Origin of the sequence: Amycolatopsis iheyensis, assembly GCF_024703995.1 — a bacterium.
Taxonomy (GTDB): domain Bacteria; phylum Actinomycetota; class Actinomycetes; order Mycobacteriales; family Pseudonocardiaceae; genus Amycolatopsis; species Amycolatopsis iheyensis.
The window spans coordinates 61,856-77,296 of the sequence record NZ_JAMXQV010000022.1; the positions used below are offsets into that span (position 1 = coordinate 61,856).

Consider the following 15,441-nt stretch of genomic DNA (forward strand, 5'->3'; position numbering starts at 1 on the left):
GACCTACCCGGCCGCCAGGACCGCTTCGAGCCCGGACGCCTGGGTGCGCCAGTCCGTCACGTTCGGCGTGGTCCCGGTCCAGCGCTGGCCGATCCGGTTTAGCGCGTCCCGGTCGTTCGCCCACAGCGCGTCGGCCTGCCGCTGCGCGAAGGCGCGGTAGGTGGCCGAGCCGGTCGCGGTGGCCAGGTCGCCGAAGTAGCGCAGGAAGATGCCCTTGAACTGCTTCTGGTTGTCGTCGCAGGAGCCGCTGCCGGTGTCGCAGGACTCGACGAGCACGCCGTTCGACGTCAGCCGCGTCATCGCCGCGTCCGCCAGCCGTTTCGCACCGTCCAAGTAGGACGTCGTGCCGGTGGCGCGCCACAGCTCCAGCAGGCCGCCGATGCCGAGGCCCTGGTTGTAGGTCCAGACCTGCTGGCCGTTGTTGGCGCAGGAGTTCGTCAGCCCGTCGTTCACCAGGCCGCTGGAGTTGACCAGGCCACTGGCGAGGTACCAGTCCCCCGCGGTTCTGGCGCGCTGGCCCCACACTGTGTCGCCGGCGAGCCGGTTGTGCAGGGACGCGATGAGCCGCAGGTACAACCCGGCCGTCACGGCGTTCTTGTACGTCCGCTCGCGGTTCCACCAGACCCCGCCACCGCAGCTGCTCGTGTCCCAGAAGCCGTGGACGTAGTTCGCGATCGTCACCGCTTCGGAGAGGTAGCGCGAGTCGTGGGTGCGGTCGTAGACGGCGACCCAGGCCAGGCCCCACCACGCGCTGTCGTCGATGGCGCGGCTGACGAAGTCGCCCTCGATCGCGTCGGAACTCCGGACCCCGGCGGGAAACGCCGCGCGGTTGACGTCGAACGTGCGGGCCAGCGCGGTGTCGAACCCGCCGGCGTCGGCCACCGCCGTCACCGCGACCGCCGAGTTCCACCAGCTCGAGGGCCACCACGCGGTGTACGGGTCGTAGGACCACATCAGCGCGTCGAGCGCGCCGGCCGCGCGGGTCGTCGCCGGCCGCGCCCAAGCCGTGCAGCTGCCTTGCGCGTGCGTGGCTTCGCGCCCGCACGCGCGGACCGCGCCGCCGAAGAGCCGGCCGCGGGGGTCGCGGGTCGCGAACGCCGTCGTGTGGGTGCCGGTCGCGCCGGCGGCCACGCTCGTGCGGCCCAGCGACGAACCGTCCGGCCAGCTCGCGCCGGCGTCCCAGGAGCGGTCCAGCCAGACTTCGTCACCCGCGCCACCGGCTTCGATCCCGGCCCACGCCATCCCCCGGCCGTCGAAGTGGAGCCGGATCGTGCGGCCGAAGAGCGTCGTGGCGGCCACCGGCTGGCTGTCCCCGGCACCCGGCGCGACGCGGTCGCAGGCCGCGTCGCAGACGTCCGGGTAGATCCACGCCGTGCAGCCGACGCCTTGGGCGTCCCCGCACGCCCGGACCAGGCCGCGGCGGTGGTGCTGCGGGTCGGTGAGGTTGTACATCAGGGTGCGGGTGCCGGTCCACGAGCCGGGGATGCTCGCCTTGCCCAGCAGGCCTTCCCAGGTGGCGCCGCCGTCCCACGACCGGTCGAGCCAGACGCTGTCGCCGGCGACGCCGTTGTCGATGCTCGCCCACGCCATCCCGTCGGGGTCGGAAGCGTGCAGGCGCACGATCCGGCCGTTGATCACCTTGTCGGGCAACGGAAAGCTCTCACGCGCGGCCCTCGACGGGTCGAGGGTGTCGCACGAGGTCACGCACACCGAGATCCCCGCCGCCGCGGCGGCCGGAATCGGGGTCAGGGAACCGAGGACGAGCAGCAGCACGAGCAATGTCCGCATCGACATCCCTCTCCACGCACCGGGGTTCGCTCCAGCATAGGAAGCCGGCGCGTGGTTCTGAAGGTTTCCGCCCGGTTCTGGCTCGTTCCGGACAATGGTTGCCCGCACCGGGAACGGGGCCGCAGGTGCGCCGGCGGCCGCCGATGCCGGGGAAGGTGGTGCCACCCGGTAGGTTTCGGCGGTGCATCCGGTACGGGAAGTCGGCGTCACCGCCACCCTCACCCTCGACCACCGCGCGTTCGTGGTCCGCCCGTGGGGCAGTGGCTTCGCGGCCGCGGCGCCGGACGGCGCGCTGACCGTCGTCGACCGGCGGCTGGCCGTCGTGCGGCGGACCGACCTGGGTGGTGCCGTCGCCGACCTTTCCGTTTCCCCGGACGGGAAGTCCTGGGCGTGCGTCGTCGACGGCCGCCTCCGGATCGGGGCCGGGGTCGACGTCGAGGTGTCGGCCGAGACCGCTTGTCTGTGGCAGCCGTCCCGGCTGTGGGTGGCCGTCGGCACCGGTGACGACGTCGGTGTGTCGATCCGGACCCCGGACGGGGTGGTGGTGCGCGAGGTGAGGGTGCCGGACGAGTACCGGGGTTCGGCGGTCATGCTCTGCCCGCACCCCGGCGCCGACCGGGTGGTGCTGTGGGTCGCGGCGGGCCAGGACGGGCAGCAGTCGTGGCTGATCCACGACGACGGCACGACGCTGACCCCGGAGTTGCTCCCGGCCGAGGACAGCCTCCCGACGCTGTTCGGGCCGGACGGGAGCTGGTTCCTGACCGCCGACGACGACCGCGTGGTCCGCCGCGCGTGGCCGGCCGGCACCGAGCCGGCCGAGCTGCGCTGGGCCGACGTCGACCCGGTGGCCGAGGCGGACGGCAGCGACCTGCCCGGCGCGGACCTGCAGCTGCTGCCGGGCGGCTACGCGTCGTGGAACACGGGGAACGGCCGCGTGCGCGTCCTCGACGTCACGACGATGACCGTGGTGGAAGAGATCGTCCTGGCGGGCCACCCGGTCGGCACGGTCGCCGAGCGCTACCCGGCGCTGGCGAACGACCACAGCCCCTGCGGTGACTTCGACCAGGCGGTGTGCGGCGCGGACGGCATGCTGCTGTCGGTGCACGAGCAGCGGACACTGGTGCTGTCCGCGGCCCGCGACTGGTCACCGGATCCGGATCGGGCTTTCTGACGCGGGTCAGGGTGCTTTCACAATGCCGGAACGGGAAATGGCGAAGCCTTTTCCGGCGGTCGTGCAAGTGACTCCGGCGGATTCCGACACGCAGGTGAAGGCGCCGACCCGCGTCGAATTCCCGTACGCCAGGACCGGGGTGTGTTCGCCTGGATCCCCTAAGCAACCTTCGCAGGTTTTGTAGGTTCCGTCGGCGGTCAGTGTCACCGACCGCGGGGGTGTCCGGGTCTGGCAGTACACCGAATCGGGCAGGATCTGGCAGCTGATGTTGCGGGTCGGTGAATAGAACGTCGTGACGTTCTCGGTCGTCCCGGTGGCCGGCCCCGAGGTTGCGGTGAAGGTGAACTCGCACGCCCAGCCGGTCTCGCCGCTGAGGTGCAGACCACCCGACTTGCCGCTGCCGCTGAGGGTGCCCGGTGCGCCGATCGTGGCGGTGAGGTCGATGATCGCGGCCGTCCCGTTCGTCACGTGGACCCGGACGTTCTTGCCCTGCGTCGTGATCGTGCCGCTTGCCGGCTGACCGAGAGTGTCCGAACCGGCCCAGCGGCCCGGGGTGAGGGTGGCTTTGCCGCCGCGGACCACCAGGCTCGACCCGTCCATCGCGAACTCCCCGCACTGCGGGTCGGCGCTCAGCCGGTAGGTGCCGTCCGCGAGCCCCGGTGCGGCCGCCGCCGCGGCCGGGCTGGTGGTGACGGGAGACGGCGCCGATGTCGAGGAACCCGAGGCGCTGGGAGACGTCGAGGCGATCGTGGGCGCGGTGGCGGCGGGATTGGCGCCACAACCGGCCAGAAGAACAGCGCAACCAAGGACGGCGAAAGCGTTTCGACGCGGACGACGACCGTTCATGGCATGCCTTTCCCGGCCTGACCGTACGCCCCGGGAACACGAAATCACAAGAACCGGGATCCGCCCGCGAAAGCAGTGCTGAAAGGAAATTGCCCACCGCTCCGGCGGTCGCGGATCACCGCGTTTCGCTCGCGTCACCCGGTGGCGGGAACAACCGCGGCATGAACGCCAGCATCAACGCCGACCACACCACGTGCGTCAGCAGTGGCGCCTGCACCCCGCCCGACCGGCGGCGCTGCAGCGTGAACAACGTCCCCATCACCGCCGACGCCAGCACGAGTGCCGGGTTGCGGGTCGCCGTCGTCGACAGCACGTACGCCAGCGTCGACCCGCGCGCCCCGAACGCCGAGTACAGCGCGCCGCGGAAGAAGAACTCCTCCGCCGCGCCCGTCACCAGCGTTGTCGCCGCCACCGTGGGTGTCGGGCCGCGGTGGGCGTGGTCCAGCACGCCCGCGATCGCCCGGCGCAGCAGGGGGATGTGGCGGGCCACCAGCGCGCAGCCGTAGAACGCGCCGAACGCGCCCGCGCCCACCGCCACCGGGCCGGCGACGTCGGGGCGGCCGCGGGCGACCCGGCCCGCACCGGCGAACCACGTCGCCGCCACCGACGCCGTCAGGACGTGGAACCGGCGGGAGCCCGGGTCGCTGGCCAGCGACGCGCCCAGCAGTCCCGACCCGCCCGCCGTCACCGCGGCCAAGAACGCCTTCTTCACGCCGTCCGCCGGCTCTTCGCCCGCTCGCCCAGTGCCTGGAGCACCGCGTCGTCGTAGCCCATGGGCTCGAACTCGACGATGTCGCGGATCGCGTCGTCGCGGACCACGACCTCGTTGGTCATCGAGTCGATCAGCGCGCGGCCCGTCGTGACGTCGATGTCGGTGACCAGCGACAGCCAGTACGACGAGAGCCGCGGGGACAGCAGGGGCACCGGGACGATCAGCAGCGGCCGGCCCTCGATCGCCGCGACGCGCTGCAACATGTCGCGGTAGGCCAGCACCTCCGGGCCGCCGATCTCGAACACCCGGTCCGCCGCCTCCGGGGCCTCGAGCACGCCGGCCAGGTAGCGGACGACGTCGGCGATCGCGATCGGCTGCGTACGCGTGCCGACCCAGCGCGGCGTGACCATCGCCGGCAGGTGCTCCACCAGCTGGCGGGTCAGCTCCCACGACGTCCCGCCGTGCCCGATCACGATCCCGGCGCGCAGCACGGTCACCGGCACGCCGGTCTCCCCCAGCAGCCGCTCGACCTCGCGGCGGCTGGCCAAGTGCTCCGACAGCGCATCGTCGTCGTCGCCGAGGCCGCCCAGGTAGACGATCCGGCGCACGCCCGCGTCCGCCGCCGCCCGGGCGAAGGCCCGCGCGGCCTGGGCGTCGCGGCGCTTGAAGTCCACGCTGTCGAGTGAGTGGACCAGGTAGTAGGCGGCCTCGACACCCTTGAGCGCGTCCCGCAGCGAACCGACGTCGGCGACGTCCCCGCGGACGGCCTTCCCGGCGCCGGAGTACTTCGCCGGGTGCCGGGTCATCGCGAGGACCTCGTGCCCGGCCGTTTCCAGCTCCGGGCACAACCGGGTGCCGACGAACCCCGACGCTCCGGCCACCAGCACACGCATACCGGGGACGTTAGCTGCGCGAACGCCCGCCCGCAGATCCTCGCCCGGCGAAGCAGACCGCGGCGACGACCCCCGCGCAGCCCACCAGCTGGGCCCACCCGGGCGTCTCCCCCAGCAGGCCGATCCCCAGCAGGACCGCGCCGACCGGCTGCAGCAGCATCAGCGTCGCGCCGGTGGTGGCCGACATCCGGGGCAGCGCGGCGGAGATCAGCAGCCACCCCACCAGCTGGCCGACGACGGCGAGCGCGACCAGCCAGCCGAACGCCGACCAGCCCGGCGCCAGGTCGAGTGTGCCGGTCGGGACGCCGAGCACCACCGCGACGACGCCGGCCGAGACCGTCGCGAGCACCAGCGAGTGCGCCTGCGTCCCCGAGCCGCCGCTGAGCCGGATCAGGAACAGGTAGGCGGCGTACCCGGCGCCGGCGAGCATCGCCGCGACCGCGCCGGTGACCGGGTCCGAGCCGAAGGAACCGGTGCCGGCGAACCCGCCGGCCAGCACAACGCCGCCGAGCAGCACGGGCACGGCGGCCAGGAACCGCCTCGTCGGCCGTTCGCCCAGGAACGCGAACGCCAGCAGCGGCACGATGATCACCTGGACGGCCAGCAGCACCGTCGCGATGCCGGCGCCGACGCGCGGGATCGCCTCGCCCCACAGCACGAAGTCCAGGCCGAGCCCGGTGCCGGCCAGCAGCGGCAGGAGCGCGCGGCGGCGCGCGCCCGGGTTCGCGCGGCGTTCCCGCGCGGCGAGCGCGAGCAGGACCGGCAGGGCGATCAGGCAGCGCCAGAACGCGCTCGTGCTGCCGCTGGTGTGCGAGACCTTGATGAAGACCGACGACAGCGAGATGCAGAAGCCGCCGAGCGCGGCGAGCAGGCGCGGGTCGAAGCGCTCGGTGAAGGCGGCGGTGGTCGTGGGGCGCGGGGCGGTCGTGGTCACGCCTCCAGCGTGGAGGTCACGACTGTCAAGGACAAGCGAATGTTTCTGCGTGGAATTCGGTAGCATGTCTACCGTGTTTGGACTTGATCGCCTGCGGGCGCTGCACGCCGTCGCCGCTCAGGGTTCGGTCGCCGCGGCGGCCGCGTCCCTGCACGTCACGCCGTCGGGGGTGTCGCAGCAGCTGGCGAAGCTGGAACGGGAGGCCGGGCAGCGCCTGCTGGAGCCACGCGGCCGGGGTGTCCGGCTGACGAAGGCGGGTCAGCTGCTGGCCGGGCACGCCGAGCGGATCCTGGCGCAGGTCGCCGAGGCGAAGGCCGATCTGGAGCTGCTGCGCGAGGACGTCATCGGGCCGCTGCGGATCGGCGCGATCCCCACGACGGTGCACGCGCTGCTGCCGCCGGCGCTGACCACGCTCGCCGCGCAGCACCCGCGGCTGGCCGTGACGCTGCACGAGGGCGAAGCGGAGCAGACGATGCCCCGGGTGCTGGCCGGCGACCTCGACGTCGCGGTGCTGGAGAGCTGGGAAGACCGGCCGACGGTGCTCCCGCCCTCGACGACGCAGATCGCCTTGTTCTCCGACGTCGCGGACCTCGCCCTGCCCGCCGGGCACCGGCTCGCCCACCGCAAGACCGTCGATCTGTCCGAAGTGGACGATCTGCCGTGGATCGGCTGGAGCGCCGGGTCCGGCTGCTACGACTGGCTGGTGCAGGTGCTGCGCAAGCAGCGGCTGGAGCCCCGGATCAGCTGCACGGTCGGCGGCTACCCGACGCAGCTGGCGCTCGTGGCGGGCAACGTCGGCGCGGCGCTGGTGCCCCGCCTGGCCCGCGAGCAGCCGCCGGAAGGCGTCCGCATCCTGGCGACGCGGCCGCCGCTGACCCGCACGATCTACGCGATCTGCCGGGCGGGCGAAGAGGATCGCGGCGCGGTGCGCGCCTGCCTGGACGCCCTCCGGGCCGCCTCCGCGCGGTTCGAAAGCGCGGGGCGGCCCGTCGGCTGAGCACTAGCAGGCGACCTGCAGCTGGAACGGGTAGTCCGCCAGCCCGCCACCCGGGTTCTTCGTCTCGACGTACACGCCATTGGGGCTGCTGTGCCCGCCGGCGGTGAACACCAGACCCGGGTAGTAGACGAGCCCGTTGCCCGGATCGGCCACCGTCGCCACGTACGAACAGCCGGCGACGTTCTGGCCGAAGGTCGCCTCGTACCGGCCGACGCCGAGCCGCGCGAACGCCGTCACGCCGCTGCCGCGCACGAAGTTGCCCGAGTAGTCACTCGCGACCGTCAACCCGCCGCACTGGACCTGGAGCTGGAACGGGTAGTCCGCCAGCCCCGCACCCAGGTTCTTCGTCTCCACGTACACCCCGTTCGGGCTGCTGTGCCCACCGGCGGTGAACACCAGACCCGGGTTGTAGACCAAGCCGTTGCCGGGATCCGCCACGGTCGCGGCGAACGTGCACCCGCTGACGTTCTGGCCGAACGTCGCCTCGTAGCGCCCGGGGCCGAGCCGCGTCATGCCGGTGACGCCGCCACCGCGCACGAAGTTGCCCGAATAGCCGGTCGCCACCCACAAGCCGCCGCACTGGACCTGGAGCTGGAACGGGTAGTCCGCCAGCCCCGCACCCAGGTTCTTCGTCTCCACGTACACCCCGTTGGCGCTGTTGTGCCCACCGGCCGTGAAGACCAGACCCGGGTTGTAGACCAAGCCGTTGCCGGGATCCGCCACCGTCGCCACGTACGAACAGCCCGCGACGTTGCGGTTGAACGTCACCTCGTAGCGCCCGGTGCCGAGCTTCGCGTAGCCGGTGACCCCGCCGCCTCGCACGAAGTTGCCCGAGTAGTCGGTGACGACCCACTGCCCCGACGACGCGGCGGGCGCCGCGTGTGCCGCGGGAACGACCACGCACGCCGCCGCGGCGAGGCCGCCGACGACGACCCCGAGTCTCCGCGCCCATTTCCTTCCGGACCACACCACCGTGTTCTCCCCTGCTCGTGTGCCGTTGACGTAGCTCAGCGTCCGGGACCGGGGACACCCGCGGCAGGGCGCGGCGGACGGTCCGGCGGGCACCCGAGCCCGCACCATGGGGAAGCCGGGCGTCCGGTGTCTACAGTGGACGGTTGAGCCGGGCCACCATTTCGGTGACGAGCGGCCCCGGCCGCCGGTGGTGGACCACGAAGATGTCCCGCACCGGCCGCGCGTCGGCCGCGTCCCGGACCTCGATCCGGGCCGCGCCCGCCCGGCCGAGCACGTCCTCGGGCACGAACGCGATCCCCAGCCCGGCTTCGACCAGCGCCAGGATCACCTGGTAGTCGCGGGTTTCGTAGGCGACGCGCAACCGCACGCCCGCGGCCTCGGCCAGCTGCTCCAGGCACCCGCGGTTGGGCACGCCGGGACTGCCGGAGATCCAGTCCTCCCCGGCCAGCGCCCGCAGCGTCAACCGGCGGACGCGGGCCTTCGCGTGGCCGGCCGGGAGGATCAGGCGGAACCGCTCCGAGCGCACCAGGCGCCGCTCGAGCCCACGCGGGTCCGGCAGCGGCGCGCCGGGATAGCGGTGGGTGATGAGCAGGTCGAGGTCGCGCGAGCTGACCAGGCCGTAGCCGTCGGGCGGCTCCAGGTCCAGCAGCCGCAGCGCGACCGCGGGGTGGTCCCGGCGGAACCGCGCGAGCGCGGCCGGGACGAGCGTCACGCCGGCGCTGGCGAACGTGCCGACGGTGAGCTGCGCCGGCTCCTCGTCGAGCAGGGCGCGGACGGTGCGCTCGGCCGTGCGCAGCTCCCCGACGATCGTCTCCGCGTGCGCCAGCAGCGCCTCCCCGACCGGCGTGAGCGTGACGCCGCGCGCGTTGCGGTGCAGCACGGGCGCGCCGAGGTCGCGCTCGAGCTTCGCCAGCTGCTGCGAGACGGCCGACGGCGTGAACGAGAGCCGCTGGGCCGCCCCGGCGATCGAGCCGGCGTGGGCGACCTCGGCGAGCAAGGCGAGGCGGCGGGCGTCGAGCACAGCTCCTCCAGCCGTAAGCAGGACTGTTGCCAGGATAGAAGACGCCGCTGGTGCTTACGCCCGGCCGCGCGCATGCTGGGGTCATGATCAGCACTTCCGATGTCGAACGGGCCGCCGCGCGGATCGCGGGGCGGGTCCGCCGCACGCCGGTGTTCGCCGACGACGGCGTCTGGTTCAAGCTCGAGCAGCTGCAGCACACCGGCTCGTTCAAGGCGCGCGGCGCGTTCAACCGGATCATCGCCGCGGGTGAGCTTTCGGCGGCCGGCGTCGTGGCCGCGTCCGGGGGCAACGCCGGGCTCGCCATCGCCTACGCCGCGCGGGAGTTCGGGGTGGCCGCCCGGGTCTTCGTCCCGGCGACCGCCCCCGCGGTCAAGGTGGTGAAGCTGCGGCAGCTGGGTGCGGCCGTCGAGCTGGTCGGCGACAAGTACGCGGACGCCTACGACGCCGCCGTGAAGCACGCGGCCGACTCCGGCGCGCTCTTCTGCCACGCCTACGACCAACCCGAAATCTGCGCCGGGCAGGGCACCGCCGGGCTGGAGCTGCTCGAACAGGTCGAGGGGCTGGACACGATCCTGGTCGCGGTCGGCGGCGGCGGGCTGCTGGCCGGCGTCGCGGCCGCGGTCGAAGGCCGGGCGCGGGTCGTCGGCGTCGAACCGCACACGGCGCCGACGCTGCACGCCGCGCTGGCCGCCGGGGAGCCGGTGCCGGTCGAGGTGGCCGGCCTCGCGGCCGACTCCCTCGGCGCGTCCCGGCTCGGCGACATCGCCTTCGCCGTGGCCACCCGGACGAACGCGGGATCGGTGCTGGTGGGAGATTCCGCGATCGCCGAGGCCCGGGCGGTCTTGTGGGACCGCTACCGCCTCGCCGTCGAGCCCGGCGGCGCGACGGCGTTCGCCGCCCTGCTCGGCGGCGCCTACCGCCCGGCGCCCGGCGAGCGCGTCGCCGTGCTGCTCTGCGGCGCGAACACCGACCCGGCGACGCTCACTTCCCCGACAGCCGCGCCACCACCGGCGCGAACTGCTCGATGAACGCGCCGTTGACGCTGATGTAGGACACGCCCAGTTCCTCGCGCCGGCGCTCGAGCTCGGCGGCCATGTCGTCGACGCTGCCGCGGAGCATGCTCAGCGAGTCGTGCTCGATGAGCGTCTGGGCGTCGGCGCCGGTGAACTGCTGGATGAACGGCGGCACCTGCTCGCCGATGACGAAGACGTTGAGCCCCAGCTCGATGTCCCGGTCACCGGCCGCGGCGCGGATTTCCTCGGCGTGCCCGGCCATTTCCGCGCGCGGGGTCAGCACACCCCCGGCGAGCGTGACGATGTCGGCCTTCTCCCCGGCCAGGCGCCGGATCTTCGGCCCGCCCGCGGCGACCATCACCGGGGTGTGCGTGTCGCCGTCGAGCCGGCGCACCTCGTCGATCGTCTCGGCGATCGAGTCGAGCCGCTCCTGACCCGAGCCGTAGGGCAGGCCGAGCCACTCCGCCTGCCGGCGCATCGTCGGCAGCCCGGTGCCGATGCCGAGCTCGAACCGGCCCCCGGTCACCACGGTGAGGCTGTGCGACTCCCAGGCCGCCGCCCGCGCCGTGCGCAGCGGACTGGCCAGGACGAACGAACCGACCCGCAGCTCGGTCGTCGCCACCGCCGCGGCCGCGAGCGCCGCGGTCGGCGTCGGCAGGTTCAGGTTGTCCGGGCAGAGCAGGGTGGAGTAGCCGAGCTCCTCCGCACGGCGGGCGGTCTGCAGCCACTTCGCGCCACCTTCGGCCGCGGCCGCGACCACGCCGAACCGGAACGCCTTGTCGACCATCGAAGTACCCCCAAAGTCGTCGGTACCGACGATCCAACCACCAGTGCGCCCGGCCGTGCCACCACGGCCGGGCGCGCGTCCGGCGTCAGCCGCGCTGGTACTCCTCCCAGGTGACCTTCGTGACCGAGGGGCCGTCGTCGGCGCCGCGGCCGGCGAGGCCGTTCATGCCCAGGTAGTAGTCGCCCGTCTGGTGCTGCGCGCCCGACGAGAGGTCCGGGTCGGAGATCGCCTCGGCGTGGACGTGGTAGGCGAAACCCTGGGCCGGCGTGCGGTACCAGGCCGCGAACCCGACCCGGCGCAGCGCCTTGATGAAGTTCGTCCGGGTCGTCGACGACATGCCGGACACCGAGATGTCCATCGCGCCGCCGCCGTCGTGCGTGCCGGCCGAAGCGTCGACGCCGCCCGGGTTGTACGAGCCCTGCGTCAGGCTGACCGTGGTGCCCGACAGCCGTTCCGCCTCCAGCAGCATCGCCTTGGTGCGGGTGTTGATCGTGACACCGCGGTAGGCGACGCGGCTGCCCGCGGAGACCGTGCTCGTCACGGTGTAGCGGCCGTCGCCGAGCTTCTCCAGCGACGTCTTGCCCGGCAGGCCCGACGCGTCGATCCCGGTGTAGCCCAACGACTTCTGGTACTGCGAGTACGCCGTGATCGTCGTGGTGCCGAAGTACCCGTCGACGTACTTGCTGTCCAGCAGGCCCTTCGCCTGCAGTGCCTGCTCCACCAGCAGGACGCTGTCGTGCGCGCCCGGCGTCTGCGTGTCGTCGGCGCGGCGCGGGTCGATCTGGGCCGCCTTCAGCACGGCCTCCATGTTCGCCGCGGGCAGCGCCGCCGTGGCCGCGGGCTCGGCCTGAGCCGGTGCGGCCACGGCGAACGCCGCTGCGGTCAACGCCGTCAGCACGGCGGCCTTCGTGAACATCCCTGTCCTCCATCGGTCGGAATCCTTACGCCCGGGAGGATCACCCGGCCCGATACAAGGGACGTACAAACCGGGCGGTCAGCTCGCGCGGAAAGTGCGCAGACGCAGGCTGTTCGTCACGACGAAGACCGAGCTGGCCGCCATCGCCGCGCCGGCGAGCATCGGGTTCAGCAGGCCCGCGGCGGCCAGCGGCAGCGCGGCGACGTTGTAGGCGAAGGCCCAGAACAGGTTGCCCTTGATCGTCCGCAGCGTCCGGCGCGAGAGCCGGATCGCGTCGGCCGCCGCGCGCAGGTCGCCGCGCACCAGCGTCAGGTCGGCCGCCTCGATCGCGACGTCGGTGCCGGTGCCCATGGCCAGGCCGAGATCGGCCTGGGCGAGCGCGGCCGCGTCGTTGACGCCGTCGCCGACCATCGCGACGACCTTGCCGTCCTCCTGCAGGCCGCGCACGACGTCGGCCTTGTCCTTCGGCAGCACCTCGGCGATCACGCGCTCGATGCCGACCTCGGCGGCGACCGCGCGGGCGACCCGCTCGCTGTCGCCGGTGAGCAGGATCGGGGTCAGCCCGAGCCCGCGCAGCCGCCGGACCGCTTCGGCCGACGTCGGCTTGATCGTGTCGGCGACGGTCAACCTCCCGCGCACCTCGCCGTCCCAGGTCACGCCGACCGTGGTCCCGGCGCCGTCCGCGCGCGCCACGCTGACCGTGCGCCCTTCGACGACGCCGCGCACGCCCACCCCCGGCGTGCTCCGGAAGTCCACAACGGACGGAAGCGTCCCGAAACGGGCCCGGGCGGCGTCCGCGATGGCCCGGCCGATCGGGTGCTCGGACGCGGCCTCGACGGCGCCCGCGAGCCGCAGCACCTCGCCGTCCCCCTCGACCAGCGCCATCTTGCCGGTGGTCACGGTGCCGGTCTTGTCGAGCACGACGGTGTCGACGCGCCGGGTCGACTCGAGCACTTCCGGGCCCTTGATCAGGATGCCCAGCTGCGCGCCGCGGCCGGTGCCGACCAGCAACGCCGTCGGCGTGGCCAGGCCCAGCGCGCACGGGCAGGCGATGATCAGCACCGCGACCGCGGCGGTGAACGCGGCCGAGGGCGAGCCACCCGCGCCGAGCCAGAAGGCCAGGGTCGCCACCGCCAGCGCGATGACGATCGGGACGAAGACCGCCGAGACGCGGTCCGCGAGCCGCTGCACCTGAGCCTTGCCGGTCTGGGCCGCCTCGACCAGCCGCGCCGTCTGCGCCAGCTGCGTGTCGGCGCCGACGCGGGTGGCGCGGACGACGAGCCGGCCGCCGACGTTGACCGTCGCGCCCGCCACGGTGTCGCCCGGGCGGACCTCGACGGGCACGCTTTCACCGGTGAGCAGGCTCGCGTCGATCGCGGACCCGCCGTCGGCGACGACGCCGTCGGTGGCCACCTTCTCCCCCGGCCGGACCACGAACCGGTCGCCGACGGCCAGGTCGCCGATCGGGATCCGCCGCTCACCGCCGCCGGTCAGGACGGCGACGTCCTTGGCCCCCAGGTCGAGCAACGCCCGCAGCGCGGCGCCGGCGCGGCGCTTCGAGCGGGCCTCGAAGTAGCGGCCGGCCAGGATGAACGTCGTGACGCCGGCGGCGACCTCGAGGTAGATGGCGCCGTCGCCGGCCATCCGCTCGATGGTGAGCTCGAACGGGTGCTTCAGGCCCGGGGTGCCCGCGGCGCCGAACAACAGCGCGTACAGCGACCAGCCGAACGCCGCGAGGGTGCCGATCGAGATGAGCGTGTCCATCGTCGCGGCGCCGTGGCGGAGGTTGGCGTAGGCGGCCCTGTGGAACGGCCACGCGCCCCACACCAGCACCGGCGCGGCCAGCGCCAGGGAGATCCACTGCCAGTAGGTGAACTGCCAGGCGGGCACCATGGCCAGGACGACCACCGGGACCGAGAGCACCGCGGCGCCGAGCAGCCGCTGCCGCAGGGTCCGGGTGGGATCCGTGGGTTCCGCTTCGGTGGGCTTCTCGGCGGGCAGCGTCGCGCCGTAGCCCGCCGCCTCGATCTGCGCCACGAGGTCTCGCGGAGCGACTTCGCCGGCGTAGGCGACCTTCGCCTTTTCCGTGGCGTAGTTGACGGTCGCGGTGACGCCGTCGAGCTTGTTGAGCTTGCGTTCGATCCGCGCCGCGCAGGACGCGCAGGTCATCCCGGTGATGGCGAGTTCGACGTTCTTCGCTTCCAGCTGCCGGGTCATCGCCGGTCGCCTCCCCCGGTGGTCGCGGTGAACTCGGCGGTGCGGACCACGTCGCCGTGGCGGAAGTCCAGGAACAGCCGGTAGGTGCCGGCCGAGGGCACCTCGGCGAGGAACGTCACCCGAGGCCCGTTCTTGCGATCGCCGGCCGGGTCGTCCGGGTGGACGTGCAGGTAGCCGAGGTCGCCGCCGCGCAGCGCCACGAGGTGGCCGTACGCGCCGAGGTAGGGCTGCAGGTCGGTGACGTCGCGGCCGTCCTTGGTGACCGTCGCGGTCAGCCGCGACGAGCGACCGGGCACGAGGTCGCCGTCGAGCCGGACGCGGTACCCCTCGACGTCGGCCACCCGGGTCTCGGCGTGTTCGACTGGCTGGAACAGCCCCGGTGCGACGAGGTCGACACCGAGCGTCAGGCTCTGGCCGCCGGCCGGCGTGAAGTCGGCGAAAGCGCGGTAGCTGCCCGCTTCGGCGACGGTGACCGGCACGCTCCAGGTGCCGTCGGCGCCGAGCTCCGGGTGCAGGTGCCGGTAGCCGGTGGTGTCGCGGCGCACGACGATGAAGTGCATCCGCTTCTCGTGTTCGACGTCGTAGGCGGTGACCGGGGCGCCGTCCGGGCCGATGACCCGGAAGGTGAACTTCGTGGTGGCGCCGGGGGTGAGCGTCGTGCCGGCGGGCGTGAGGGTGTAGCCGCCCGCGGCCGAGGCCAGCCCACCGGGCTGGTGGTCGGCGACCTCCGCGACGGTGCCGCCGTGGCCGTCCCCGTGCCCGGCGTCCTCGCCACCGTGCCCCTCGGCCGCCTGGCCGGGGAAGGGACCGACGGCGATGCCGGTCACCCAGGCGCCCGCGGCGACCAGGGCGAGCGCCGCACCGTAGGCGGAAAGCTTCGCTGCGGTGTTCATGTCAGCCGGTACCCCGCTTCTTCCACAGCGCCGCGCACGTCGGCGACGGACAGGTCCCCGGCGCCGCGGACGGTCACCGCGCCGGTGGTCAGCTCGACGGTGACGCCGGTGACGCCGCCGAGCGCGCGGATTTCCGCTTCGACCGAGCGGGCGCAGTGGTCGCAGGTCATGCCCGAGACGGTGTAGGTCGTGTCTGCCATGCCTCAGATATACCCTAGGGGGGTAGGGTAATCAATCACGGTCACGACATGTAATCCGAAGCACAGTCGACCCGGTTACCA

At 73.3% G+C, this 15,441-nt stretch carries 15 protein-coding genes; 3 read left to right on the forward strand and 12 right to left on the reverse strand.

All coding sequences use genetic code 11. The features are described from left to right. Positions 1 to 3: 3 nt before the first annotated feature. Positions 4 to 1,788, reverse strand: coding sequence for a glycoside hydrolase family 76 protein (locus M8542_RS34535; protein ID WP_257924513.1), 1,785 nt, complete (start codon positions 1,786 to 1,788; stop codon positions 4 to 6). Positions 1,789 to 1,969: 181 nt separating this feature from the next. Here M8542_RS34535 and M8542_RS34540 point away from each other — a divergent pair, with 181 nt between their 5' ends. Continuing rightward, positions 1,970 to 2,959: a hypothetical protein gene (locus tag M8542_RS34540; RefSeq protein ID WP_257924514.1), complete on the forward strand. Its 990-nt coding sequence runs from the start codon at positions 1,970 to 1,972 to the stop codon at positions 2,957 to 2,959. Positions 2,960 to 2,965: 6 nt separating this feature from the next. On the opposite strand, the gene M8542_RS34545 is transcribed toward M8542_RS34540, so the two are convergent. The 4 genes from M8542_RS34545 to M8542_RS34560 form a co-directional block, all read right to left on the reverse strand. Beyond that, entirely contained in the window at positions 2,966 to 3,805 is an 840-nt protein-coding gene (locus tag M8542_RS34545) for a hypothetical protein (protein WP_257924515.1), read from the reverse strand. Between the two features lie 115 nt (positions 3,806 to 3,920). Continuing rightward, positions 3,921 to 4,517: a CPBP family intramembrane glutamic endopeptidase gene (locus M8542_RS34550; RefSeq protein ID WP_257924516.1), complete on the reverse strand. Its 597-nt coding sequence runs from the start codon at positions 4,515 to 4,517 to the stop codon at positions 3,921 to 3,923. After that, positions 4,514 to 5,410, reverse strand: a complete 897-nt coding sequence (locus tag M8542_RS34555; protein ID WP_257924517.1) for an NAD(P)H-binding protein — start codon at positions 5,408 to 5,410, stop codon at positions 4,514 to 4,516. Before M8542_RS34555 ends, M8542_RS34550 begins: the two co-directional genes overlap by 4 nt. 10 nt (positions 5,411 to 5,420) lie before the next feature. Further along, positions 5,421 to 6,344 carry a DMT family transporter gene (locus M8542_RS34560; protein ID WP_257924518.1) on the reverse strand — a complete coding sequence of 308 codons (924 nt, stop codon included), beginning with the start codon at positions 6,342 to 6,344 and terminating at the stop codon, positions 5,421 to 5,423. A 73-nt stretch (positions 6,345 to 6,417) separates the two neighbouring features. On the opposite strand from M8542_RS34560, the gene M8542_RS34565 reads away from it, so the two are divergent. Then, positions 6,418 to 7,341, forward strand: a complete 924-nt coding sequence (locus M8542_RS34565; protein WP_257924636.1) for a LysR family transcriptional regulator — start codon at positions 6,418 to 6,420, stop codon at positions 7,339 to 7,341. Positions 7,342 to 7,344: 3 nt separating this feature from the next. On the opposite strand, the gene M8542_RS34570 is transcribed toward M8542_RS34565, so the two are convergent. Both M8542_RS34570 and M8542_RS34575 read right to left on the reverse strand, forming a co-directional pair. Then, positions 7,345 to 8,313: a hypothetical protein gene (locus tag M8542_RS34570; RefSeq protein ID WP_257924519.1), complete on the reverse strand. Its 969-nt coding sequence runs from the start codon at positions 8,311 to 8,313 to the stop codon at positions 7,345 to 7,347. A gap of 130 nt (positions 8,314 to 8,443) precedes the next feature. After that, entirely contained in the window at positions 8,444 to 9,334 is an 891-nt protein-coding gene (locus M8542_RS34575; RefSeq protein ID WP_257924520.1) for a LysR family transcriptional regulator, read from the reverse strand. Between the two features lie 83 nt (positions 9,335 to 9,417). On the opposite strand from M8542_RS34575, the gene M8542_RS34580 reads away from it, so the two are divergent. Next, the gene (locus tag M8542_RS34580; protein ID WP_257924521.1) at positions 9,418 to 10,362 is read left to right on the forward strand and encodes a threonine/serine dehydratase; all 945 of its coding nucleotides are present in this window, start codon (positions 9,418 to 9,420) and stop codon (positions 10,360 to 10,362) included. Here the strand turns inward: M8542_RS34580 and M8542_RS34585 are convergent. From M8542_RS34585 to M8542_RS34605, 5 genes are all read right to left on the reverse strand, one after another. Further along, a complete protein-coding gene (locus tag M8542_RS34585; protein ID WP_257924522.1) occupies positions 10,316 to 11,134 on the reverse strand; it encodes an LLM class flavin-dependent oxidoreductase in 819 nt (272 codons plus the stop codon). The genes M8542_RS34580 and M8542_RS34585 overlap by 47 nt on opposite strands. An 85-nt stretch (positions 11,135 to 11,219) precedes the next feature. Next, positions 11,220 to 12,050, reverse strand: a complete 831-nt coding sequence (locus tag M8542_RS34590) for a peptidoglycan-binding domain-containing protein (protein ID WP_257924523.1) — start codon at positions 12,048 to 12,050, stop codon at positions 11,220 to 11,222. A gap of 78 nt (positions 12,051 to 12,128) precedes the next feature. Then, positions 12,129 to 14,267, reverse strand: coding sequence for a heavy metal translocating P-type ATPase (locus M8542_RS34595; protein WP_257924524.1), 2,139 nt, complete (start codon positions 14,265 to 14,267; stop codon positions 12,129 to 12,131). Next, positions 14,264 to 15,160: a DUF8832 domain-containing protein gene (locus M8542_RS34600; RefSeq protein ID WP_257924525.1), complete on the reverse strand. Its 897-nt coding sequence runs from the start codon at positions 15,158 to 15,160 to the stop codon at positions 14,264 to 14,266. Before M8542_RS34600 ends, M8542_RS34595 begins: the two co-directional genes overlap by 4 nt. Next, entirely contained in the window at positions 15,157 to 15,360 is a 204-nt protein-coding gene (locus M8542_RS34605) for a heavy-metal-associated domain-containing protein (protein WP_257924526.1), read from the reverse strand. The genes M8542_RS34600 and M8542_RS34605 overlap by 4 nt, the downstream gene beginning before the upstream one ends. Positions 15,361 to 15,441: the final 81 nt, after the last annotated feature.